Below are 22,475 nucleotides of genomic sequence, written 5' to 3' on the forward strand. Positions count from 1 at the left end.
GGAGTGCGCCAGACAGGATTCGAACCTGCGACCTGCTGATCCGTAGTCAGCTGCTCTAATCCGCTGGGCTACTGGCGCATGCTGTCGTTCAGACAACTCGATTTATAATACACACTCTTTCAAGCATCGCAACCCGTCACACATATCGGCGTGTCGCATTACTGCAGAAGCTGAAAGCATTGAAATTCTGCGGTTTTTCAAGCTTGACTGCTACATGCCATCACGCTTCACGCCGCTGATGATTGTTCTCCGTTTGCATGGGTTCACGCAACAGTTTCGGACTGCTTTGCCCAAGAACACTGGCTTTATCCACGATAACTTGCCGCACATCGTCCAGACTGGGTATCTGGAACATCGTGTCTTGCAGTGTCCTCTCGATAATCGATCGAAGCCCGCGTGCGCCGATTCCCTGCCCTATGGCGGTCTCGGCAATCGCCCGTATGGCCTTGTCGGTGAATTCCAAATCCACCCCATCAACCGCGAATAATTTGCGGTATTGCTTGGTCAATGCATTTGCCGGAGTGGTGAGTATGGCAATCAGATCTTCCACATCCAGTTCCTTGAGCACACTAGTCACCGGAAGTCTACCGATGAACTCCGGCAGCAGACCGAATTCCGCCAAATCATCCGCGTTGACCTGCTCAAGCAACTGGGCATCATCCAAATCGGCATTATGCCAGTCAGTGCCGAATCCGGTTTCACGTCGTCCCAAACGTTTGCGCACGATATCCGTAAGCCCCACGAACGCGCCGCCGCAGATGAACAGGATCCCGCGCGTGTCCATCTGCACGGTCTCCTGCTCCTTATGTTTGCGCGTGCCTTCCAATGGCACGGAGGCTATGGTACCTTCCAGGATCTTCAGCAGTGCCTGCTGCACACCTTCACCGGAGACATCACGGGTAATGGATGTGTTCTCCCCCGATTTGCGCGCAATTTTATCAATTTCATCGATGTAGATGATGCCGTGCTGCGCACGATTCACATCACCATCAGCGGCCTGCAATAGTCGTTGCAGCACGGTTTCTACATCATCGCCCACATAACCCGCCTCGGTCAGTGTGGTGGCATCGGTGATGACGAACGGCACGTTCATCACACGGGCCAGGGACTGGGCAAGGTAGGTCTTGCCCACACCGGTAGGTCCGAGCAGGAGAATATTGGATTTGGCCACCTCTACTTCAGCAAACGCATCACCATCATGACGTATACGGGTTTTGCGCGCGGTCTGGTTATGAGATGCATTGCTCGATGTGCCAGCGGCATTCTGGTCGAGTTCTTCGGCTGCTTCACGCAACTCCATATTGACGCGCTTGTAATGGTTGTAGACAGCCACAGATAGTGTGCGTTTGGCGTCATCCTGACCGACCACATATCGATTGAGATACTCAAAGATTTGTGCCGGTTTAGGCAGACTCAACGAATTGACTTCGACGTCTTTGACCCGTTCCTCGGAAATGATGTCCACGCACAGGGCAATGCATTCGTCGCAAATAGAGGCATTCGGGCCGGCAACCAGCTTTTTGACCTGCCGCTCGGTCTTGCCGCAGAATGTGCAACGCGGTATGTCGTCGTTGTAGCTCACCACGCGTCCCATACGTGCCCCTTTGCGTTGTTCGTTGAGTGTTGAGTGTCTTGAGGTGTCTTAATATACGTGTGACTCCCCTCATTGAGGGGAGTCACAATCAATGGTATATCCGACTACTGGCGGTGTTCCAGCACTTCGTCCACGATGCCATATTCCTTGGCTTCGGGAGCGGTGAGGAAGGTATCCACCTCGATGTCGCGGCGAATCTTCTCCACATCCTGGCCAGTGTGCTTGGCCAGCGTGTTTTCCAGCCATTCGCGCATACGCAGCATTTCCTTGGCCTGGATCTCAATCTCCGTGGCCTTACCAAAGCCCTGGTCAATGGCCGGCTGGTGAATGAGCACGCGGGCGTTCGGCAGCATCAGGCGCTTGCCCTTGGTGCCGGAAGCCAGCAGAATGGCGGCCGCGGAAGCGGCCTGGCCAAGACAGACGGTCTGCACATCGGGCTTGATGTACTGCATGGTGTCGTAGATGGCGGTCATGGCCGTCATGGAGCCACCGGGAGAGTTGATGTACATCATCACATCACGGTTCGGATCCTGAGATTCCAAAACCAGCAGCTGAGCCATCACATCGTCGGCGGAGGCATCGTCCACCTGCACGCCGAGGAAGATGATGCGATCCTCGAACAGACGGGAGTAGGCATCCTGCGTTTTCATGCCGTACGGGGTCTTTTCCACGAACTGCGGCATGATGTAACGGTTCGTTGGCATCTGGGAGGCCTGGGCGCGGGCGGCTGCCGGCATGAAGCCAGCTACGCCCTGACGGCCGGCCAGACGGTCGGCACGGGCTGCGAACTTTGCTTCTTCACTTGCCATCAGTCTCACTCCCCCTTGTTTCCAATAGTGTCCGGCGTGGTCACGAGCTTGTCCACGAAGCCGTATTCCAGGGCTTCCTGAGCGGTGAACCAGTGATCGTATTCGTTGTCGCGGTAGATTTCCTCGACAGTGTGGCCGGTCTGTTCGGCGGTCAGCTCGCTCATGGTCTTCTTCATATCCATGATGAGTTCGGCGTTGATGCGCACATCAGTTGCGGTGCCACCGATGCCGCCGGACGGCTGATGCATCAGCACACGAGCGTGCGAGGTTAGGTAGCGCTTGCCCTTGGTACCGGAGCTCAGCAGGAACTGGCCCATGGAAGCGCACATGCCAAGGCCCACGGTCGCCACATCAGGCTCAATGAGCTGCATCGTATCGTAGATGGCCATGCCGGCGGTGATGGATCCACCCGGAGAATTGATGTACAGCCAGATGTCTTTCTTTGGATCCTCGGCGGCCAGCATCAGCAGCTGGGCGCAGATGCGATTGGCCATATCATCCTTGACCTCTTCGCCCATCCAAATGATGCGGTCCTTCAGCAGACGGTTGAAAATCGGGTCGACGGGGCCGGCCGGGACGTCTTCGCCCGCCATGACCGGCAAGGTCGCAAAGGTATTGCTCACCTTGAAACTCCTTCTAATAACTCGAACATTGTTCAGACTACCGCCTTGAAGCGACCGAAAGCGAATATTCGCCTGCATTTTGGCGGCCAGCGTAGGCGCAGGTCTCACTCCATGGCATCGAGCACATCATCAATGAGCAGACGCTCGTGAACACCTTCCCCTTTCAGTCTCGGGAAACGTCGTTCGGCATTCGCGGGACTCGCCCCCGCGGCACGCGCCACATTCGATTTGCTTGCTCCATGCGCCACAGCTTTTTCCGCAAGACGATCGACCAGCGAATCCGATACCTGCCTCATCTGTTCGGCAACCCATAACTGAGCCATATCCTGCGGCAAACCATAATCTTCGGATACGTCGCTGGCGGCCTCCTGAATGGCCGCCCACAACACCATGAATGGTTTGCGATAATACATGATTCGCTCATCCAGAGGCTCGGACGCCAACGATTCAAGGGACGAGCGAATCTCGGTGTTTTCAGACACAGTGTCCTCCTCTCACATCGTCCGGCAGACAAGCCATGATGCGTCCGTTCATGATGCGTCATTGACGACTGAGCACCCATTTCGACACCAGTGCGGAAGTCGCCACTGCGAAGCCGACCGGTACAAAGAAGGTAATCGGCGCTTCGGTCAGCTCCATCACCAGACACATGGCCATTAATGGTGCCTGTTGCGAGGCGGAAAGCAATGCCGCAGCGCCTATGAGTGCACAGGCGGTCACTGAATCGCCGGGGAACATCATTATCCATGCCAATCCGAGCATGGCACCCAACGTCGAACCTAACGCGATGCCAGGCTGCAGCACACCACCGGATGCACCGGAACGAATGGTCATCAAGGTGATGAGAGCCTTGGCCATGAATGTCAGCGCAAGTACGCCCAGTATCATCCAGAACCGAGAGAGTGCCAGCGGGAATCCGGCGTTGGCAGGAGAACCGACGATGTCGCCACCTTCTCCCGCCAGTAGGTTCCATGGCGATGCGGCCGCCGAGGAGGCTGATTGTGTGGCCTTCGCGATTGCGGCGGTGTCCGGGATGAACGTGCTGAAGCCGAGCTGGGCAGCCGCACGCCCATTGCCCATCACCTGCGGCACCACAATCGCCACCAATCCGGTGACGAGTCCGGCAAGAGGCATCTGCCATAATATGGCTGTATCGGAAGGCTTATGGGATTCAGCCCATTGTGAACCTTTGCGGAACCAGGCACCGGCCGCACCACATGCCGCACCGCATAACAGCGCAAACAGCATTAGCGTCGGCGTGGATTGCACCTGCATAGCGGTGATGTCATAGAACGTGTGATGGCCCTTGATCGCCGCTGCCACGAATGCGGCCACGGCGGACATGCCCAAACCGAACGCCACTTTCTCGATGGTCACATCCACCAAGAGAATCTCCACGGCAAAGAACATGCCAGCCAACGGCGCATTATAGACGCCACCCAAACCGGCACCGGCCGCCACGGCAACCACCATGCGCCGATCAATGCCATCAGTCCCCTCGATATGGAATACATCGCAGAACCGTTGCGCAAGCATGGCGCCAAGTTCGCGCGGCGCCACTTCCCGGCCGATGGATGCACCTGATCCCACGATGAAGATCTGCAGCACCACATGCAATACGGTTTGCCAAACCGGCATTCGCTGCCCCGCTACGGCCTTCTTGACCGAGGGGACCTTAGTGGTTTTATTGCGCAGAAGATACCAGAGCACACCGGCGAGGGTAAGACCGAGTGTTACCGAGATGCCGCGCCGTATGGCGGGCACACCGAACGGCCCCGGCAATTGCGCTCCTTCGATATAGCCGAGCATCACATGTTCCACGCCATACAGCAGCAGTGTCAACAGGCCAGCACCTGCGCCAATCAATGCGCCCAAAACAACGATCGCCACGGCAAGCCAACCTATGCGTTTGACGTTCATGGTTTGCGGCATGGTACTTCTCTCCACAAGGTATTACGCATTCGTCCAAAAAGACATCCAATCGAACCAGCCGGGTACCTTGGACCCGATTGATATTCGATTCCGAATAGCCTTCCGTATTATGGCACTCAGTACAAACAGTAAGGCCCGAAACCATATCAGGTTCCGGGCCTTAACAATCGTTACGCTAGCGCGTACGCATCACTCACTCAGCGTCAGCAGCCTTGTCTTCGTCGGACTGGGACAGCTCGTCAGCCACAGCGGCGGCAGCGGAAGCGGCCTCGACGGACTCGGCTTCCTCATCCTCAGCGGCATCGCCCAGGAAACCGGAGAGGTCGACGGTCTCGCCGTCAGCGGTGAACTTCACAGCGCGCATGCCGGCGAGCAGACCCTTGGAGCGGCCGACTTCCTGCACGGCGGAGCCAAGCTGGCCGTTCTTGATAATGGCCTGGATGAAGGCGTTCGGATCCATGCCGTACTGCTGGGCGATGGAAGCGAGGAAGTTGAACACGTCGGACTGGGAGACCTTGACGTCCAGCTTCTCAGCCAGAGCGTCGAGCACCATCTGATCGCGCAGATCCTTCTCGACGGTCTTCTCGGCCTCGTCCTTCTGCTCCTTGGTGGCCTTCTCCGGATCCGGAGTCATGCCCTTGAGCTGCTCTTCGACCATGTTGGCCTTGACGCCCTTCGGCACCGGGATCTCGAGACCTTCCTGCAGCTTGGCGATGAAGGCATCGCGAGCTTCGGTGGCCTGACGGCCTTCGGCATCCTGGCCGGCGGCCTTGCGGATGTCAGCCTTGAGCTCTTCAAGGGTGTCGAACTCGGAAGCCTCGGAAGCGAACTCGTCGTTCAGCTCCGGCAGTTCCTCAGCCTTGACGGAGTTGACCTTGACCTTGACCTGAGCCTTCTGGCCTTCGTGCTCGCCGGCTTCCAGCGTGCCTTCGAAGGTGGTCTCCTCGCCGGCGGACAGGCCGTCGAGAGCCTCATCCAGACCGTCAAGCATGGTGTTGGAGCCGAGCTCGTAGCTCACGCCTTCCTGGGAGTCGACGACTTCGCCGTCGATCTCGGCGGACAGGTCGATGTTGGCGAAGTCACCCTTGGCGGCCGGGCGATCAACGCCAACCAGGGTGCCGAAGCGCTGGCGCAGAGCCTCGAGGCGCTTGTCGACGTCCTCATCCTTGACTTCCGGCTTGGAGATGGCGATCTCCAAGCCATCAATCTCCGGCAGTTCGATGACCGGGCGACGCTCGACGGTGGCCACGAACTTCAGCTTGGTCTCGTCCTTAGCGGACTGCGGGACTTCCTGCACATCGAACTCAGGCTGGGCCATCGGGTGAATCTTCTTCTCCTCGAGAGCCTTGGAGTACAGCTCCGGCACTGCGTTGTTCACGGCTTCGCCGGCGACAGCGGCAAAGCCGAAACGCTGGTCGATGATCTTGCCGGGAACGTGGCCCTTACGGAAGCCGGGAACGTTCACCTGCTTAGCGATTTCCTTACGGGCCTCATCCAGGAACGGGTCGAGCTCTTCCGGTTCAACAGTGACGGTGAGCTTCACCTTGGTGGGCTCGAGGTTACGAACGCTGATCTTCACGCTAATGACTCCTCAAAAAAGTCGTTAATTCTTACAATCTGCCGTTAGGCAACCTCTACATGATAACGCCACTCACGGACGGTGCAATAAGACGCACCTGCCAATTTCGCGCGCCCTGCTCATGGAGAAACTCCGCGACGTCTATCGTCTGCGGCTCTTCCACCCAGCACAGGTTGCGCACGATTTGCGGCTTGATGACCATTTCCGCAGGCGTGCGCGTATCCTGCGCTATCTGATTGATCACTTTGCGAACCCGCTGCAACCGTTCGTATCGATCAGGATGGCGCTGCTGCCATAAGCGCATCGAACGTGGCGCATTGACAATGCCGTTGTCATCCTGCTCAGGCGCAGGCATTGTCGGCCATTCACTTGGTTTCAAAGCCATCGCCCTATCAATGGCGACTTTCCAGACCTTTGGTTTTACCGAACGCTGAATCGGGGCGTACCGCTCGAACATCTTGTCCTGCTCCGTACCGGTATGGACGCGCACGCGCTCATTCAGCGATCGAATCATACGGAATTGCGCCGCATTATGGGGCTTGCGTTCCGCAGCCTCGATAATCGACGAGTCCGCTAGCAACAGGCTGGGCGCGATATCGTATTGCTTGGCGAGCCTGTCACGCTCCTCCCACAGTGATTTGGCGATGGCCAAGCCTCGCGGATCACGACCCAACTGGGTGATGCGGGAGATACGCAGCCATGGCACAGGATGCGGTTTTCTGGGCGCCAAACCATGTTGCAGCGCATATTCGAATTCCTCACGCGCCCACTCATCCTTGCCTGCTTGCTTGAGGTCACGACGCATCAGTTCTTCAAGCTCAATCAACACTTCCACATCGAGCGCGGCATAGTTACGCCAATCACGAGGCAGTGGCCTATATGACCAGTCGGCGGCGGAATGCTCTTTTGCCAAGGTGATGCCCAGATAATGCTCGGTGACGGCGGCAAGGCCAAAGCGATGCAGGCCGAGCAAGCGCGCGGCGATTTCCGTGTCGAACAAGTGCTGCGGTTTCAAACCGATATCCGAGAACCCCGGCAAATCCATCATCGAATCATGCAGGATCCATGTCGCTCGCCCTACCGCCTCGTTGAATTCGTTCCAGTCCGCACCGGCCTGGGTCAGGGCGATGGGGTCAAGCAACGCGATGCCGGCACCTTCACGTTTGAATTGGATCAGCCAATCCTCGTGGCCGTACCGGAATCCGGATGCACGCTCCGCATCAGCCGCCAAGGAGCCGTTCGCATCGGCCAACGCATCGCAGACACGGTGGTAATCGTCAAGTGTCGCAGTCACATTGGGCACTCCCCCACGAGGTTCCTTCAGCAATCGTGGTTGAGTGTCGCGGGCGTCGCTCACCTGTCGTCATCCTCCTCACAACGAACAGTGGATGTCAAGAATGTGGCCCACGAGTTGACTTGTGCGCCGGCGTCCATAGTACCGTTTGGGCCCGAACCGTCAAGCGGCGTCCATGACACCCGTATTTCGCAACCCGCGCTGGTATTGCCGGCAATGGCGCCGAAAGACGTGTTTTGGTTGATGGTCACCGTGCCGGACAGTGAATCGGGTTCGATGTCTTCGAGATGATCGCACATATCATCCCAGTACATGCTGGGGGTCAATGGGTTGTTTTCCGTATCAGACAAAGGCAATCGGGCGAAGGCCGTGCACCTCCAATGTGAGCCCCATTCCATGCGAGGTCGTTCGCTATACAGCACCATGATCCAGCCTGTCGCTGTATGCAACGGCGTATCCCGCGGCTCATACGACGTGCTTCGCCGCACATTTTCCGTGCTTTCCAGTTCAACTCCTATGCCGAAATCAGCCAACGTGGAAGGCACTGGAATCTCCCGATAGTGTATGCCGGCAAGCAGAGTCATGGTGCTGACGGATTCAACCGCCGCCCATAGATCATCAGGCACGCCTTGAGGCCGTATGGGCTGCCCCTCATTGGGCACACCCGCAGGAAATGCATAGATGCTGGCCATATCTCTAGGCTACGAGAGAACCGGAGAAATCACGGTATTTACGCGCTCAATATGCGAATTGCTCATGTGGTTTCATCACCATGCCGATGAAACCACATGAGCAATTCGCAATATTCACAATAATAACGGTGGCTATTTAATACACGACGAAGCCGTGGTCTTTGAACTGGTTGGCCACACGTTCTCGAGTAGCGGCATTCGGGCCTTTCTGATTCTCCAGCGGGTATGGGATGCGCAGCTCATGCCACTTAGGGCGGCCAAGCTGGTGGAAGCCGAGTACATCGATATGCTCCACCGCGTCACCGAATGTTTCGCAGATCTTGGCCACGTTCTCCACATTCTCCTCGGAATCCGTGAGCCCGGGAACCAATACGAATCGCACCCAGATCTTCTTACCGGCTTTGGCGAGGCGCTGGCCGAAATCGATGGTAGGCTGCAACAGTCCCCCAGTCACCTTGTGATAGATGGCTTCATCACCGGATTTGACGTCGAGCAGGCACAAATCGATGTCTTCGAGCATGTCATCGGTGTAATTGGTGTTCAGGAACCCGGAGGTGTCCAGGCAGGTGTGCACTCCCATCTCCTTGGCGGCATGGAAAACACGGGAGACGAATGCCGGCTGCATCATCGATTCGCCGCCGGAGAAGGTGATGCCGCCATGGGTCGCTTTGAATAGATCCTTGTAGCGATCGACTTTCTTGATCATCGCATCCAGATAGACCGGCTTGCCATCGCGCATCTTCCACGTATCCGGGTTCTGGCAGTACTGGCAGCGCAACGGGCATCCGGACATGAATACGGTCATTCGTGTGCCCGGACCATCCACGGACGTATTGATATCCCAAGAATGAACGAAGCCGATATCGCCGGATTTGAGTGCGGCGATACGGTCGCGCCTGTCGAGGCCTATTGGAGATTCGAATCCTGACAGGCCGCCCATCAGCGTCTGGGATGCATAAGTCTTTGATTCGCGCAGCATATGGCGCGTGGTAGTGCGGAACTGGTCGTCGGGCATCATTGTCCTCCTGTTCCCTCGAGTGATGCTAGTGGCTCTGTACTGATCGGCCAGAGCACAACCTTCCTCTCGTGTCTTGCTGACCACTCCCCTGCGAGAGGAACTCAGGGGAAGTGCCATAAGGAAGGGGTGGGACTTGGCCCACCCCTTCATCGTTCACCCGTTCACACGGTTGGTGTCATCGGCTCATCAGTCGGTGACAGCGCCCTGGTGGAAGGTACGGGAGATGACGTCGAGCTGCTGCTCCTTGGTGAGCTTGACGAAGTTCACCGCGTAGCCGGAGACACGCACGGTCAGGTGCGGGTACTTCTCCGGGTGCTCGACTGCGTCCTCCATGGTCTCCTTGCGCAGCACGTTGATGTTGGCGTGGTAGAGGCCGTGGCCGTTGCCGGCGTCCAGGATGCCGACCAGGTTGCCGATGCGCTCTTCCTCGTCGCGACCGAGGCCATCAGGAGTGATGGTGTTGGTCAGCGAGATACCGTCGAGAGCATCGTTGTAGTCGATCTTGCCGACGGAGAACATGGACGGCAGCATGCCGTGGGAGTCCATGCCGTTCTCCGGGTTGGCGCCCGGAGCGTACGGGGTGCCCTTCTTGTGGCCGGACGGGAAGGAACCGGTGTTCTTGCCGTACTCCACGTTGGAGGTGATGGTCAGGATGGACTGGGTCGGGACTGCACCGCGGTAGACCGGCAGGCGCTTGACCTGGCCCATAACCGTGGAGACAACCCACTTGGCGATGTCATCGGCACGGTCATCATCGTTGCCGTAGATCGGGAACTCGCCGTCGGTGCGGTAGCCGACGACCAGATCGTCGTCAGCGCCCTCGACGTACTCGTACTCGTGGCCTTCGAGGGTCTTGGCCTCGGCGTTGGTGATCGGGTACACCTTGGCGTACTTGATGGCGGCCAGGGAGTCGGCTGCGATGGACAGGCCGGACATACCGCAACCGAGGGTACGGTAGACTTCCTTGTCGTGCAGAGCCATCTCGATGGACTCGTAGGCGTACTTATCGTGCATGTAGTGGATGATGTTCAGGGCCATGACGTAGGTTTCGGACAGCCACTCGAGTGCCTTCTCGTAGTTGTTCTTGACCTTCTCGTAGTCCAGGGTGCCGTCGGCTTCCGGCTTGATCGGGTCGATGACGCCCTTGTCGATGACCTGCATGCCGGTCATCTCATCACGGCCGCCGTTGATGGCGTACAGCAGAGCCTTTGCGGAGTTCACACGTGCAGCGAAGAACTGCATCTGCTTGCCCACGCGCATCGGGGAGACGCAGCATGCGATGGCGGCGTCGTCGCCCCAGTGGGAGCGGATTTCCTTATCGGACTCGTACTGGATGGCGGAGGTGTCGATGGAAATCTTGGCGCAGAAGCGCTTGTAGCCTTCCGGCAGCTTCGGATCCCAGAAGATGGTGATGTTCGGCTCAGGACCAGGTCCGAGGTGCTCAAGAGTCAGGGTGTTGAGCAGACGGAAGGAGGTCTTGGTGACCAGCGGGCGGCCGTCATCGCCGAAACCGGCGTCGGACCAGGTTGCCCAGTACGGATCGCCGGAGAAGATGGCGTCGTAATCCTTGGTACGCAGGAAGCGCACGATACGCAGCTTCATGACGATGTTGTCGATGAGCTCCTGAGCGTCGGTCTCGGTGATCTTGCCGGCCTTGAGGTCGCGCTCGATGAAGCAGTCGAGGAAGGCGGAATTACGGCCGAAGGACATTGCGGCGCCGTCCTGGGACTTGATGGATGCCAGGTAACCCATGTAGGTCCACTGCACGGCTTCCTGAGCGGTCTGTGCCGGACGGGTCAGGTCGAGGCCGTACTCGTTGCCGAGGTTGATGAGCTGCTTCAGGGCCTTGATCTGCTCGTCGTGCTCCTCACGGAAGCGGATCCAGTGCTCGATCTCCGGCTCGGTGAAGTCGTTGCGGTACGGCACGGAGTCCTTGTCGCGCTTCTTGAAGGCGATCAGCTTGTTGACACCGTACAGGGCCACACGACGGTAGTCGCCGATGATGCGGCCACGGCCGTAGGCATCCGGCAGGCCGGTCAGGATCTTGTTGTGGCGAGCAATCTTGATCTGCTTGGTGTAGACGCCGAAGACGCCATCGTTGTGGGTCTTGCGGTACTTGGTGAAGATCTTCTTGATCTCCGGGTCCGGCTCCTTGCCGGCCTCACGGATGGCCTGCTCGACCATACGCCAGCCGCCGTTCGGCATCATGGCGCGCTTGCAGGGCACGTCGGTCTGGAGGCCGACAATCACATTGTCGACTTCCGGGGAATCAATGTAGCCAGCCGGGAAGGCGTCGATGCCGGCCGGGGTGTGGGTGTCCACATCGTAGACGCGCTGCTTGCGCTCCACTGCCAAGTAGTTGTCGTCGAGGTACTTCCACAGATGCTTCGTCTTTTCGGTAGCAGGTGCCAGGAAGGACTCGTCACCGGTGTACGGGGTGTAGTTCTTCTGGATGAAGTCACGGACGTCAATATCCTTCTGCCAGTTACCCTCGGTGAAGCCTGCCCACGCCTTTGCGTCGAGCTCCTCCTGGGAGACAGCTGCATTCTCTACTGCGGTCATGTCACTCCTTTAATGGGGTTCACGGTTTCGCATCTTCACGGAACCATTGCCACTAAGTGTAGTTTGCACATACTTGTAAAAAGCTGAATTTATACGTGAGCTATCTCACACTCATGTGATTTGCCTGTATTTGCAACGGTTTCCCCATCGTCAACATTCTTTATATGATTTTTCTCACAAGAAAACCGCCCGATCCGCACATGCGGATTTGAGCGGTTTTTCATCATTTGGAAACCACGAGGTTCAAAAACTACATAGTCACCGTATTGCCATCGCATCGATCAATGTCGGTATCCTTCACCGTTCCACTGACGATTCTGTTCTTCCCACTTGGCATTGCGATCGGCGACGATATCCCAAGCGTGCTCTGCATCTTCCTTGGTCTTATATGGACCCATACGCTGTTCAATCGGAGAAATCGGGCCAAGTTCCGCGCGGCCCTTGACCATATTGAAATACCATTGCTTATCGTTTTCACTCATTCGATGGCTCCCATAATTCATCCATTCCGTAGGCATTCCATACGGAAAACGCCTGTATGTCCGATGGTGACTCGCAGGCGAGACAGACTCTCAGACATACAGGCGGATGATTGCGTTCCGCAGCTGCATCTCAAGGCGCAACCGAATCAGATGACCTTCGCCACATCCGCTTCCTGCGTCTTGACACGTGCTGCATGCTGCTCTTTGATGCGTTCCAGCAGCTCGGGATTCACAATCACATCAAGGGCGGTATAGGCGAGCGCCTTCGAGGACCATCGAATCGATTCCAGTCCAAACGGGCTGGCTGCGGCGGCTGCGACCTTTTCGTTGTGTCCACCGAGCTTTTCCGGCGAGATGGAGAACATCGGCTGAATAGTCGGCACTACCTGAGAGACGTTGCCGACATCGCTGGAGCCAAAGCTCACCTTGTCCTGTTCGGTAGGCTCGACCACCTGCCCCAGTGCTTCGGCATTGCGCTGCCATACTTCGTCGAATAGCGGGGTCGGAATCATATTGTCGACTTGGTTCTGGTAGGGCGTCACCGTTCCGGTGGCACCGGTGGCGAGCGCGGCACCAGCCACGATGTTGTCGACCTTCTTGCGCAGCGACAGCAGTCCCGGCACGGATGCGGAGCGCAGGTAGAACTTTGCCTTGGCATAGTCAGGCACCACATTCGGCTGTAAGCCGCCATCGGTGATGATGCCGTGGACGCGCACATCCTTGGGCAGGTGCTGGCGTAGCGCATTAATGGAATTGAAGGTCTGGATCACGCCATCGAGCGCGTTGATGCCCTGTTCTGGCGTGGCTGCGGCATGGGATGCCTTGCCATGGAATTCAATATCGATTGGCTGGCATGCGAGGTTGCGGGAGGACAAATAGTTGCCGCCGGCGTGCGGGTGAGCGCACAGCGCGATATCCACATCATCAAAGAATCCATCCTTGACGAAGCTGCCTTTGGCGCTGCCGTTCTCACCGCCTTCCTCTCCAGGGGTACCATACACGCGCAATTCGCCACCAAATTCGTCGATGACCTGTTTGAGGGATGCAGCGGCCAGTGAGGAATTCGGGCCGAATACACTATGCCCGCAGCCGTGGCCGACGCCGGGCAACGCATCATATTCGGCGAGGAACACCACTACCGGGCCCGGCTTGCCGGTGCGGTACACCGCTTCAAAACCAGTACGATGGTCGGCCACACCGAGAGTGACGTCAAAGCCTTCTTCCTTGAGTTTGTTGGACAGGGTTTCGGAAGCGAAGAACTCGTAGTTGCTGTATTCAGGCTTGTCGTGAATGGCCAGGGAAATGCGCTGGTAGTCGGCCAATGAAGCATCTGCATAGTCGCTGATGCGCTGCTTGGCGTTGGCCACGCGGGTTTCGATGGATTCCTGTTCGCTCATGTGGTGCTCTCCTCATTATGATGGCGGCCCGTATATCGGACGAGCCGCCAGTTGTCTATGTATCGATGATTGATTGCGCGATGCTTCGATTACTTGGACAAATCGGATTCGATCTGAGCCAGGTAGCCCTGCAGTTCCTTGGCGCTGTAATCGGTGACCAGCACCGAGGTGCCCTTGGAATCCTCCTGCACAGCATCGGTGACCGCCTTGGTCTTGTAGATCTCGACGATCTTCTTGTAGACCGGGTTGTCCACGTCAGCCTTGCGGGCAACGAATGCGTTGATGTATGGCTTGGCGGAGTCGGCGCTCGGATCATCCTGGAAGATGGCATCCTTCGGGTTCAGACCAGCATCCTTGATGTAGCTGTTGTTGATGACGCCCGCGGTCAGCTGCGGATCGTTCAGCGAGTTGGCGACCTTCTCGGCGCCCAGCGGCACAACCTTGACCTTGGAGGCGGATTCATCGATATCGGTTGGCGCGGTGACTGCGGTCCACTTGTGCTTCAGGGTGATGAGGCCGGCCTTCTGCAGCACGCCAATGGCACGTGCCTGGTTGGTTTCATCGTTCGGGATGGCGATGGTGTCGCCCTGCTTGATCTCGTCAACGCTCTTGACCTTGCTCGAGTACAGGCCAAGCGGCACGATGACGGTTCCTCCGATGGGCTGCAGGTCCTTGTTGTTCTTCACGTTGTAGTTGGCCAGGTAGAGCAGGTGCTGGAACTCGTTCAGGTCGAGGTCGCCGGAATCGAGTGCCGGGTTCTCGGAGGTGTAATCCTGGAAGTCGACGATATCGACGTGGATGCCCTGCTTGAGCGCTTCCTGCTTGAATACCTGCCACGGCTTATCGGAGGCGCCGACCACGCCGATCTTGACCGGGTTGGCTTCGGAGCCCTTTTCGGCATTGGCATTGCTGGCGAACGCACGGTAGCCGAAGAAGCCACCGGCCAGCACCAGCACTACAACCACGGCGGCGATGATGATGTTGCGCAGGGTGTGATTCACACGCACCGGTTCCTGCGGATTAACCGGAGTCTGGGTTGCTGCGGACATGTGTTCTCCCTCTCTGTCGGATGTATTTCACGATGAATGTCAATTGCTTGACGACATGAACCAACCATAGAGGCGGAAATCACTCGGCAGCGCTGTTTCGCCATATAGGCTGCTTATAGCCCGTTACGAGCCCATCGGGCGAATGTCCTTAATAACCTGTTATAACCAAGCGATTGTCTCGCAATATGAGAAAAGCACCTCGATATCGAGGTGCTTTTCTCATCCGGTATTTCGATTATTCGCGGAACGCATTGGTCACCGGCAGTCGGCGATCGCGGCCGAACGCCAGTGCCGTGACCTTGGGGCCGAGCGGATACTGGCGACGCTTCCATTCGGCGCGATCCACCAAACGCATCACGGTGTCCACTGTGGCTTCATCAAAGCCATCAGCGAGCAGATCCGCGCGCCCATGTGCGTGTTCGATGTAGGCAGCCAGCACCTTATCAAGCAGTGCATACTCAGGTAAGGAGTCGGAATCCTTCTGGCCAGGTCGCAACTCTGCAGAAGGCGCCTTCTCGATGGATGCCACCGGAATCATCACGCCGTTCGGCAGTGGTTTTCCTGCATTGCCCTCCTCGTTGCCGACAATCTTCAATCCGCCGATGCCGACGCCGGCTGCGGCGGCCTTGTTGCGCCACCGGCTGATTTCCCATACACGGGTCTTCAGCAAATCCTTGATTGGAGCGTATCCGCCGACCGCATCGCCGTAGATTGTTGAATATCCGCAGGCCAACTCGGATTTGTTACCGGTAGCCACAGCTAGAAGGCCGCGGGAATTGGAGCTGGCCATCACAATCACGCCACGGATACGGGCCTGCAGGTTCTCAGCAGACACCCCTTCGAGGTTCAGCTGCTGCTGGTAAGCATTAAACAGCGGCTCGATTGGCTGCACTTCGTAATGGGCACCAATGTTCTTGGCCAGGTCGGCGGCGTCATCCTTGGAGCCATCCGAAGAGTACATGGATGGCATGGAAATGCCCCATACGTTTTCGCCTCCACAGGCATCCGCAGCCATGGCGGCCACAAGGGCGGAATCGATGCCGCCGGAAAGACCCAGGGTCACGCCGGTGAAATGATTCTTGGCCATGTAATCCTTCAGGCCAAGCACGCAAGCGGTGTAGACTTCCTCGTCCTTGTCGAGTTCGGGCACGATTTCGGCCTTGTTTTGATGCTCGACGGATGAATCGAAGTCCCAGAAGGTGAGGTTCTCCATGAACATCGGACTGCGTTCCAGCAGGGCGCCGTCGGCATCCACCACGAAGCTGCCGCCGTCGAAGACCAAATCGTCCTGGCCTCCCACCTGGTTCAGGTAGATGACCGGCGCGTTCACTTCGGCGGCTCGCTTTTGGGCGAGTTCGAAGCGTGTATGGGTCTTGCCTTCCTCATACGGGGAACCGTTGATGGTGAGCAGCAGGTCGATGTTCTTGGTTGCAAGGTCTGCCACCGGACCGCCATCCTGCCAGATGTCCTCACAGATGGCCACGCCGATGCGTGCGCCGTCTACGTCCAGTGTCACCGAGCGGTCGCCGGCGGAGAAGATGCGGAATTCATCGAACACGCCATAGTTGGGCAGGAAGTGCTTGTCATAGCCGGCCCATACCACGCCCTCGTGCAGCACCACGAGACGATTGCGCGGCTTGCTGGTGGCGCGGTCGGTGCCCACGGTTCCCACAACGACGAACAATCCGCCAAGACCTTCGGCATTGAGCTGAGATGCCAACTCATTGGCCTTGTCCCATGCAGCCTGGCGGAAAGTGCGGCGCAATGCCAAATCCTCGATTGGGTATCCGGTGAGCGTCATTTCCGGGAATACCACCACTTGGGCGTTGCCTTGGGCGGCTTTGCGGGAGAAATCGAGCACTTTGGCTGCGTTGGCGTCAAGCGCGCCGACGCAGGTATCGATCTGGGCGAGTGCAAAACGTAGCTGTGTCATGGCTTCTTAGTGTACTCAGCTCAGCTCGTTGAGCACGCGCAGAGCGGCGTTGACGTAGAAGTTCACGAAGGTCGGAATCGATTCGTCAAGGCCAACGAAGTGCGGGCTATGCCAATCGGCGCAACCTTCCTGTCCGTTGGATCCCACGAAGGCGAAGACCGGCAACGTCACCTTGGAGAATTCGCAGAAGTCCTCCCCCGCCATCGATGGACGAATCGGTTCGAGCTGAGCGTATTCGTGTACATCAGCGGCCACGGCCTTGGCGAGTCCCGGGTCGGAGGCCAGCGGATCCTGGAAATCATCCCACATCACGTCTGCACTGATGCCATAGGCCTTGGCGGTGTGTTCCACGATCTCCTTGAATCGACGACCCACAAGATTGCCATCTTCCTTGTGGAAGTAGCGCACCGTACCTTGGAATCCGGCCTCGGCCGGCACCACGTTCCACACATCGCCGCCGTGCACTTCGGTCACCGACAGCACCAGTGGATGGAACGGCGTCACATTACGGCTCACGATGGTCTGCAGGCTCATGATCATGCTGGCCAATGCCTCAATCGGGCTGGTTCCCTTGTACGGGTAGCCGGCATGGGAGCCGGATGCATGAATATCCACACGGAATTTCACGCATCCCGCCATCATCGGTTCCACGCCGATGGCCAACTGGCCCGGCGCATAATTCGGATTGTTATGCGTACCGATGATGGCGTCCACATCGTCCACCAACCCGGCGTCGATCATCGCACGTGCGCCCTGACCGGTTTCCTCGCTGGGCTGGAACAGAATCTTGACGGAGCCGGCGAACTTGTCGCGATGCTCGGCAAGCCAGAACGCCGCACCCAGCAAGCCGGTCATATGCAGATCATGGCCGCAGCCATGCATCACTCCATGGTTCACCGAGGAGAATTCCAATCCGGTATCCTCCACAATCGGCAGACCGTCGATGTCGGCTCGCAATCCGATGCGCGGCCCTGGTCCGGCCTGTCCTTCAATCAGACCTACGACACCGGTTTTCATCGGATTGGGCATGATCTCAATACCGTGCAATTTGAGCTGGTCGGCGAGATAGATGCTGGTGTCAAATTCCTTGAAGCTGCGTTCAGGATGCGCATGCAGATAGTGGCGAATGGCGATGAGTTCCGGATCGAAATCGATATGTTCACACATGGTTGACGATTCTAGTAATGGTCATGGTTACTTATGAAAAATCTCTCACTGATGACTGCTCAGTGAGAGATTTTCAGAGAATGGGATTGCCGATGGATATCGGCTCATGGACTACTGCTGACGCTTCAGCAGCTTCTTCGCAATGGCGTTGGCGATGCCCTGCACCACCTGTACCAGCACGATCATGATGATCACGGCGGTCCAGGTAACGGTCTGATCGAACTTCTGATAACCATAGGCGATGGCGAAGTTACCAAGACCGCCGCCACCGATGTAGCCGGCCATGGCGGACATGTCGAGCACACCGATGAACAGGAAGGCATAGGCGAGAATCAGCGGCGCCAAGGCTTCGGGAATCAGGACCGTGCGGATGATGGTGAGCTTGCTGGCGCCCATGGATCGCGCGGCTTCGATCATGCCGGGGTCAACCGGCACCAGATTCTGCTCCACCAATCGCGACGTGGCGAACGTGCACATCACGACCATCGGGAAGATGGCAGCCACAGTGCCGATCGACGTACCCACCACCACGATGGTCAGCGGCTGCATGGCCGCGAGGAAGATGATAAATGGAATCGGTCTGACGATGTTGACGATTACGTCGAGCACTCGGTAGACGATGGCGTTTTCAAAAAGATTGCCCGGGCGTGTGCCATACAGCACCACGCCGAGAATCAGTCCGAGGAAACCACCGATGACCAATGTGATCAGCACCATGGTCAAGGTCTGGCCGATGGACTCGAACAACAGCGGGCGCAGCACGCTCCAGTCGCTACGAGAACTTGCAAGTTCGATCATGATTCGGCTCCCTCTTCGGTCACGGACTGGGTCTTCGGCGCGTATCCGGCAACGGCCTGTGCATATGCCACCGGATGTTCGGCGGTACCGAAGTCGACCACATCGCTGTCTTGGGCAAGTTCCTTAAGGAACCCTTCCACGTTCGGCCCACGGAATTCATAGGTGATGGCACCGATGGCAGTGCCCTTGACCGTATCGATTCCGCCGTAGAGCAGGCTGGATTCCACACCATGCTTGGCAATGAGACCGGAAATATTCTGGCCGGAGGCGGCAAGCGCACGCCCATGGGAACCGGAAACGTCCTTCTGGCGAATCAGAACGGTGACGATGCGGCCGGACCAATCCTTGTGCAGGCGTTCGACACGATCCTCTTCAGGAAGACCGGAAAGCGCGGTTGCGATGAACCGCTTGGTAACCGGCTGCTGAGGTGCGGCGAACACGTCGTACACGTCTCCGGCCTCGACCACACGGCCTGCACTCATGACGGCTACGCGGCCGGCAATCTGCTGGACCACGTTCATCTGATGGGTAATCAGCACGATGGTGATACCGAATTCCTCATTGACGCGCTTGAGCAGATTCAACACTTCCGTAGTGGTTTCCGGATCGAGAGCACTGGTCGCTTCGTCGGCAAGCAGAATCTCCGGGTTGGTGGCGAGTGCGCGAGCGATGCCGACACGCTGCTTCTGGCCACCGGAAAGCTGGGAAGGATACTTGTCCGCATGTTCGGACAAGCCTACAAACTCCAACAATTCGGCCACGCGGCGATCCTGATAATCCTTGCGCCAATGGTCGAGCTGCAACGGGTAAGCGATGTTCTGCGCCACGGTTTTGGTGGAGAACAAGTTGAACTGCTGGAAAATCATGCCAATCTTTTGGCGAATCGGACGCAGTTTGGATTCGTTCAGCTTAGTGATATCCGTGCCAAGCACGGTCACACCACCAGAAGTCGGGCGCTCAAGGGCATTGATCAATCGCACCAGCGTGGATTTACCGGCACCAGAATATCCAATAATGCCGAAGATATCGCCACGATTGATGGTCAGGCTCACGTCATCCACGGCGCGAGTGGCCGAAGACCCGTGACCACGTGTTTTGAATTCCTTGACCACATGGTCAAAGGTGATGATTGGCTCGCTCATGGTCCTCCCTGATTGTGCCGATGATGCCGTTTGCAATCGGCTATGCCGAGTGAGGTTACTACCACGACTGGTCGTGGGTGAGTTCCTCACTCGGCATGGTCGATCACACTGTGAATTCCTGTGACGTATGGCTCACTGAGCCTTGGCGTCCTTTTCGATGTCAGCCAGGTAACCCTGCAGATCCTGAGCGCTGAACTTGTTGGCAAATACTGCGGTGCCGCCGGACTTCTCCTGAAGCGCGTCGAGCACATCCTTCTCCTGGAAGATCTGGACGAGCTTCTTGTAGGTTTCGTTGTTCACATCATCCTTGCGGGCAACCCACACGTTGATGTACGGGCGAGCTTCCTCGGATTCGGCATCATCCTGGTAGATGGCGTCCTTCGGGTCGAGACCGGCATCGGCAACATAGTCGTTGTTGATCACGCCCGCGGCGATGGTCGGATCCTTCAGAGTGGTGGCGACCTGCTCGGCCTTCAGCGGGGTGACCTTGACCTTGCTCTTGGCTTCGTCGATGTCTGCCGGAGTGGAGAATGCGGTCCAGTCACCCTTCAAGGTCACGAGACCGGCAGCCTTCAGCACACCGATAGCACGAGCCTGGTTGGTTTCATCGTTCGGGATGGTGACGGTGGAGCCAGCGGCGATATCCTTGATGTCCTTGACCTTGGTGGAATAGACGCCCAACGGGTAGATGGCAGTGCCGCCGATGGGCTGCAGATCCTTGTTGTTGCTCACGTTGTAGTTGGCAAGGTAGAGCAGGTGCTGGAACTCGTTCAGGTCGAGCTCGCCGGAGTCAAGAGCCGGGTTTTCGGAGGTGTAGTCCTGGAAATCCACGATGTCGACATAGATGCCGGCCTTCTCGGCCTTCTGCTTGAACAGTACCCACTCGGGGTCGGTGGCACCCACAACGCCGATCTTGACCGGATTGTCCTTGGAGCCCTTAGCGTCTGCCTGGTTGGAGCCGGAGACTGCGCGGAATCCGAAGAAAGCCGCTACGGCAATGATGGCCACCACGACGACGGCGATGATGATGTTGCGCGGCGTGTTGTTCACGCGCACAGGCTCATTATTGTTGGCCGGAGCTGCCGGCTGATTTGCTGAAGTCATTAATCTTTCCTCTTCTTCATGTTTGCTTGCGTCAGCGGCCTTGAACAGTGCAGCACACGAAGCTCACTGACGAACGTGTTACACAATAGCCGCTTCGCGCCGTGTAAAGCCCGAAAATATGGGAATTGCCGTATAGGCATTGGTTATGGCGGGCATATAAATGACTGGAATCATGCGGTTTTGCGGTTCGTCATAAAACCGGTTCGAGACGGCATTGGACAAGCTGTAACCACTATGTGGACTCGTCTGATGGATAGAAACCGATAAACGGCGTGCCGCAGACATTCAGCATCGACAATGAAACCATGACCAACACCGACATCAAAGCCGTGTTCTTCGACATCGACGGCACCCTGACAAGCTTCACCACGCATACGGTTCCGAATTCCACCGTGCAGGCGATTCATGCACTGCAGAAGGCTGGCATCAAAGTGCTGATCTGCACCGGCCGAGCCCCTTCGCAAATGAAGGTGGTGCTGGATACCATGCCGGTGACATTTGATGGCATCGTGGCTTTCAATGGGCAGTATTGCTTCGATGGATCCGGGTTCTTTGCCTCACAGTCCATCGATCAAGAGGATATTCGTATCATTCTCGACTGGCTCGATAGCCATCCGGACGTGGTATGCAACTTCGGCGAGAAGGACTACGTGTATTTCAATCAGGACGACGACGCACTGCGAGCCACATGGGCGCAGCTGGGAAAGACGGCACCGACCAGATACTTCGATGACCCGCATGTGCGCGCCCTGACTCATGAGACATTCCAAATCAGCCCATTCATCGGAGTGCAGGAAGAGGCTGAACTGGTGGCCCTATGCCCCAATGTCCGCGGCGTACGCTGGCACCCGGACTTCACCGATTTGATTCCGGCCGATGGAGGCAAGCCTCGTGGTATCCAACGCTTCATGGAACATTACGGCATTACCCGCGAGCAGACGATGGCGTTCGGAGATGGAGGCAACGACACTTCCATGCTCTCCTATGCCGGTATCGGCGTTGCGATGGGCAACGCCGATACCGAGCCGAAAGCCGCCGCTGATTTCGTGACCGACGATGTCGACCACGATGGAGTGCTCAACGCATTGCGGCATTTTGGGATCTTATAGCCCATATCGACCGCTCGGCCCTGTACCGGCTAACACTGAGTGATGAAGGTCACGCCGGTTCGGACGGCATTGAACGAATACGTAAAAGGCCGGCGCTTCAAGCACCGGCCTCATTCGTGGAGCTAGGGGGATTCGAACCCCCGACCCTCTCCATGCCATGGAGATGCGCTACCAGCTGCGCTATAGCCCCC

Annotated in this window: 19 protein-coding genes and 2 tRNA genes; 1 reads left to right on the forward strand and 20 read right to left on the reverse strand. The window is 57.4% G+C overall.

The genetic code is table 11. The features are described from left to right. Positions 1 to 4: 4 nt before the first annotated feature. From CSQ86_RS06000 to CSQ86_RS06090, 19 genes are all read right to left on the reverse strand, one after another. Positions 5 to 78, reverse strand: a tRNA-Arg gene (locus CSQ86_RS06000). Between the two features lie 142 nt (positions 79 to 220). Next, entirely contained in the window at positions 221 to 1,594 is a 1,374-nt protein-coding gene (gene clpX, locus CSQ86_RS06005) for an ATP-dependent Clp protease ATP-binding subunit ClpX (protein ID WP_100494183.1), read from the reverse strand. 104 nt (positions 1,595 to 1,698) lie between these two features. After that, positions 1,699 to 2,403, reverse strand: coding sequence for an ATP-dependent Clp protease proteolytic subunit (locus tag CSQ86_RS06010; RefSeq protein WP_100494184.1), 705 nt, complete (start codon positions 2,401 to 2,403; stop codon positions 1,699 to 1,701). A gap of 5 nt (positions 2,404 to 2,408) precedes the next feature. Further along, complete coding sequence (locus CSQ86_RS06015; protein ID WP_100494185.1) at positions 2,409 to 3,026, reverse strand: ATP-dependent Clp protease proteolytic subunit; 618 nt, start codon at positions 3,024 to 3,026, stop codon at positions 2,409 to 2,411. A 104-nt stretch (positions 3,027 to 3,130) separates the two neighbouring features. Then, positions 3,131 to 3,508 (reverse strand): transcriptional regulator, encoded by a 378-nt coding sequence (locus CSQ86_RS06020; RefSeq protein ID WP_100494186.1) that lies wholly within the window; start codon positions 3,506 to 3,508, stop codon positions 3,131 to 3,133. A 58-nt stretch (positions 3,509 to 3,566) separates the two neighbouring features. Then, entirely contained in the window at positions 3,567 to 4,958 is a 1,392-nt protein-coding gene (locus CSQ86_RS06025) for a chloride channel protein (RefSeq protein WP_100494187.1), read from the reverse strand. A 193-nt stretch (positions 4,959 to 5,151) separates the two neighbouring features. Then, entirely contained in the window at positions 5,152 to 6,537 is a 1,386-nt protein-coding gene (gene tig, locus CSQ86_RS06030; RefSeq protein WP_100494188.1) for a trigger factor, read from the reverse strand. A 55-nt stretch (positions 6,538 to 6,592) separates the two neighbouring features. Beyond that, entirely contained in the window at positions 6,593 to 7,894 is a 1,302-nt protein-coding gene (locus CSQ86_RS06035) for an HRDC domain-containing protein (protein ID WP_100494189.1), read from the reverse strand. Next, the gene (locus tag CSQ86_RS06040) at positions 7,891 to 8,523 is read right to left on the reverse strand and encodes a DUF3000 family protein (protein ID WP_100494190.1); all 633 of its coding nucleotides are present in this window, start codon (positions 8,521 to 8,523) and stop codon (positions 7,891 to 7,893) included. The genes CSQ86_RS06035 and CSQ86_RS06040 overlap by 4 nt, the downstream gene beginning before the upstream one ends. A gap of 136 nt (positions 8,524 to 8,659) precedes the next feature. Further along, positions 8,660 to 9,541, reverse strand: a complete 882-nt coding sequence (gene pflA / locus CSQ86_RS06045; RefSeq protein ID WP_100494191.1) for a pyruvate formate-lyase-activating protein — start codon at positions 9,539 to 9,541, stop codon at positions 8,660 to 8,662. A gap of 186 nt (positions 9,542 to 9,727) precedes the next feature. After that, complete coding sequence (gene pflB, locus CSQ86_RS06050; RefSeq protein ID WP_100494192.1) at positions 9,728 to 12,103, reverse strand: formate C-acetyltransferase; 2,376 nt, start codon at positions 12,101 to 12,103, stop codon at positions 9,728 to 9,730. Positions 12,104 to 12,384: 281 nt separating this feature from the next. Further along, complete coding sequence (locus CSQ86_RS06055) at positions 12,385 to 12,585, reverse strand: hypothetical protein (RefSeq protein WP_165773754.1); 201 nt, start codon at positions 12,583 to 12,585, stop codon at positions 12,385 to 12,387. 146 nt (positions 12,586 to 12,731) lie between these two features. Continuing rightward, positions 12,732 to 13,982, reverse strand: a complete 1,251-nt coding sequence (locus CSQ86_RS06060) for a M20 family metallopeptidase (RefSeq protein WP_100494194.1) — start codon at positions 13,980 to 13,982, stop codon at positions 12,732 to 12,734. A gap of 89 nt (positions 13,983 to 14,071) precedes the next feature. Continuing rightward, positions 14,072 to 15,031 (reverse strand): MetQ/NlpA family ABC transporter substrate-binding protein, encoded by a 960-nt coding sequence (locus CSQ86_RS06065; RefSeq protein WP_100494195.1) that lies wholly within the window; start codon positions 15,029 to 15,031, stop codon positions 14,072 to 14,074. Positions 15,032 to 15,266: 235 nt separating this feature from the next. Continuing rightward, positions 15,267 to 16,964 carry an NAD+ synthase gene (locus CSQ86_RS06070; RefSeq protein WP_100494196.1) on the reverse strand — a complete coding sequence of 566 codons (1,698 nt, stop codon included), beginning with the start codon at positions 16,962 to 16,964 and terminating at the stop codon, positions 15,267 to 15,269. A 15-nt stretch (positions 16,965 to 16,979) separates the two neighbouring features. Further along, the gene (locus tag CSQ86_RS06075; RefSeq protein WP_100494197.1) at positions 16,980 to 18,131 is read right to left on the reverse strand and encodes a M20 metallopeptidase family protein; all 1,152 of its coding nucleotides are present in this window, start codon (positions 18,129 to 18,131) and stop codon (positions 16,980 to 16,982) included. Between the two features lie 111 nt (positions 18,132 to 18,242). Continuing rightward, the gene (locus CSQ86_RS06080; protein ID WP_100494198.1) at positions 18,243 to 18,929 is read right to left on the reverse strand and encodes a methionine ABC transporter permease; all 687 of its coding nucleotides are present in this window, start codon (positions 18,927 to 18,929) and stop codon (positions 18,243 to 18,245) included. Next, positions 18,926 to 20,071: a methionine ABC transporter ATP-binding protein gene (locus CSQ86_RS06085; protein ID WP_100494199.1), complete on the reverse strand. Its 1,146-nt coding sequence runs from the start codon at positions 20,069 to 20,071 to the stop codon at positions 18,926 to 18,928. Before CSQ86_RS06085 ends, CSQ86_RS06080 begins: the two co-directional genes overlap by 4 nt. Before the next feature lie 132 nt (positions 20,072 to 20,203). Then, entirely contained in the window at positions 20,204 to 21,175 is a 972-nt protein-coding gene (locus CSQ86_RS06090) for a MetQ/NlpA family ABC transporter substrate-binding protein (RefSeq protein WP_100494200.1), read from the reverse strand. A 305-nt stretch (positions 21,176 to 21,480) separates the two neighbouring features. On the opposite strand from CSQ86_RS06090, the gene CSQ86_RS06095 reads away from it, so the two are divergent. Further along, positions 21,481 to 22,284 carry a Cof-type HAD-IIB family hydrolase gene (locus CSQ86_RS06095; protein ID WP_100494281.1) on the forward strand — a complete coding sequence of 268 codons (804 nt, stop codon included), beginning with the start codon at positions 21,481 to 21,483 and terminating at the stop codon, positions 22,282 to 22,284. A 117-nt stretch (positions 22,285 to 22,401) separates the two neighbouring features. Here the strand turns inward: CSQ86_RS06095 and CSQ86_RS06100 are convergent. After that, a tRNA-Ala gene (locus CSQ86_RS06100) sits at positions 22,402 to 22,474 on the reverse strand. Between the last annotated feature and the right edge of the window lies 1 nt (position 22,475).

The organism is Bifidobacterium felsineum, assembly GCF_002802915.1.
Classification (GTDB): domain Bacteria; phylum Actinomycetota; class Actinomycetes; order Actinomycetales; family Bifidobacteriaceae; genus Bifidobacterium; species Bifidobacterium felsineum.

What these genes read in the sequence shown, in the direction of transcription:
- clpX (WP_100494183.1), bottom strand. Translation starts at nt 1,594, where the DNA reads ATGGGACGCGTGGTGAGCTACAACGACGACATACCGCGTTGCACATTC.
- CSQ86_RS06010 (WP_100494184.1), bottom strand. Translation starts at nt 2,403, where the DNA reads ATGGCAAGTGAAGAAGCAAAGTTCGCAGCCCGTGCCGACCGTCTGGCC.
- CSQ86_RS06025 (WP_100494187.1), bottom strand. Translation starts at nt 4,958, where the DNA reads ATGCCGCAAACCATGAACGTCAAACGCATAGGTTGGCTTGCCGTGGCG.
- CSQ86_RS06040 (WP_100494190.1), bottom strand. Translation starts at nt 8,523, where the DNA reads ATGGCCAGCATCTATGCATTTCCTGCGGGTGTGCCCAATGAGGGGCAG.
- pflA (WP_100494191.1), bottom strand. Translation starts at nt 9,541, where the DNA reads ATGATGCCCGACGACCAGTTCCGCACTACCACGCGCCATATGCTGCGC.
- pflB (WP_100494192.1), bottom strand. Translation starts at nt 12,103, where the DNA reads ATGACCGCAGTAGAGAATGCAGCTGTCTCCCAGGAGGAGCTCGACGCA.
- CSQ86_RS06055 (WP_165773754.1), bottom strand. Translation starts at nt 12,585, where the DNA reads ATGAGTGAAAACGATAAGCAATGGTATTTCAATATGGTCAAGGGCCGC.
- CSQ86_RS06060 (WP_100494194.1), bottom strand. Translation starts at nt 13,982, where the DNA reads ATGAGCGAACAGGAATCCATCGAAACCCGCGTGGCCAACGCCAAGCAG.
- CSQ86_RS06065 (WP_100494195.1), bottom strand. Translation starts at nt 15,031, where the DNA reads ATGTCCGCAGCAACCCAGACTCCGGTTAATCCGCAGGAACCGGTGCGT.
- CSQ86_RS06070 (WP_100494196.1), bottom strand. Translation starts at nt 16,964, where the DNA reads ATGACACAGCTACGTTTTGCACTCGCCCAGATCGATACCTGCGTCGGC.
- CSQ86_RS06075 (WP_100494197.1), bottom strand. Translation starts at nt 18,131, where the DNA reads ATGTGTGAACATATCGATTTCGATCCGGAACTCATCGCCATTCGCCAC.
- CSQ86_RS06080 (WP_100494198.1), bottom strand. Translation starts at nt 18,929, where the DNA reads ATGATCGAACTTGCAAGTTCTCGTAGCGACTGGAGCGTGCTGCGCCCG.
- CSQ86_RS06085 (WP_100494199.1), bottom strand. Translation starts at nt 20,071, where the DNA reads ATGAGCGAGCCAATCATCACCTTTGACCATGTGGTCAAGGAATTCAAA.
- CSQ86_RS06090 (WP_100494200.1), bottom strand. Translation starts at nt 21,175, where the DNA reads ATGACTTCAGCAAATCAGCCGGCAGCTCCGGCCAACAATAATGAGCCT.
- CSQ86_RS06095 (WP_100494281.1), top strand. Translation starts at nt 21,481, where the DNA reads ATGACCAACACCGACATCAAAGCCGTGTTCTTCGACATCGACGGCACC.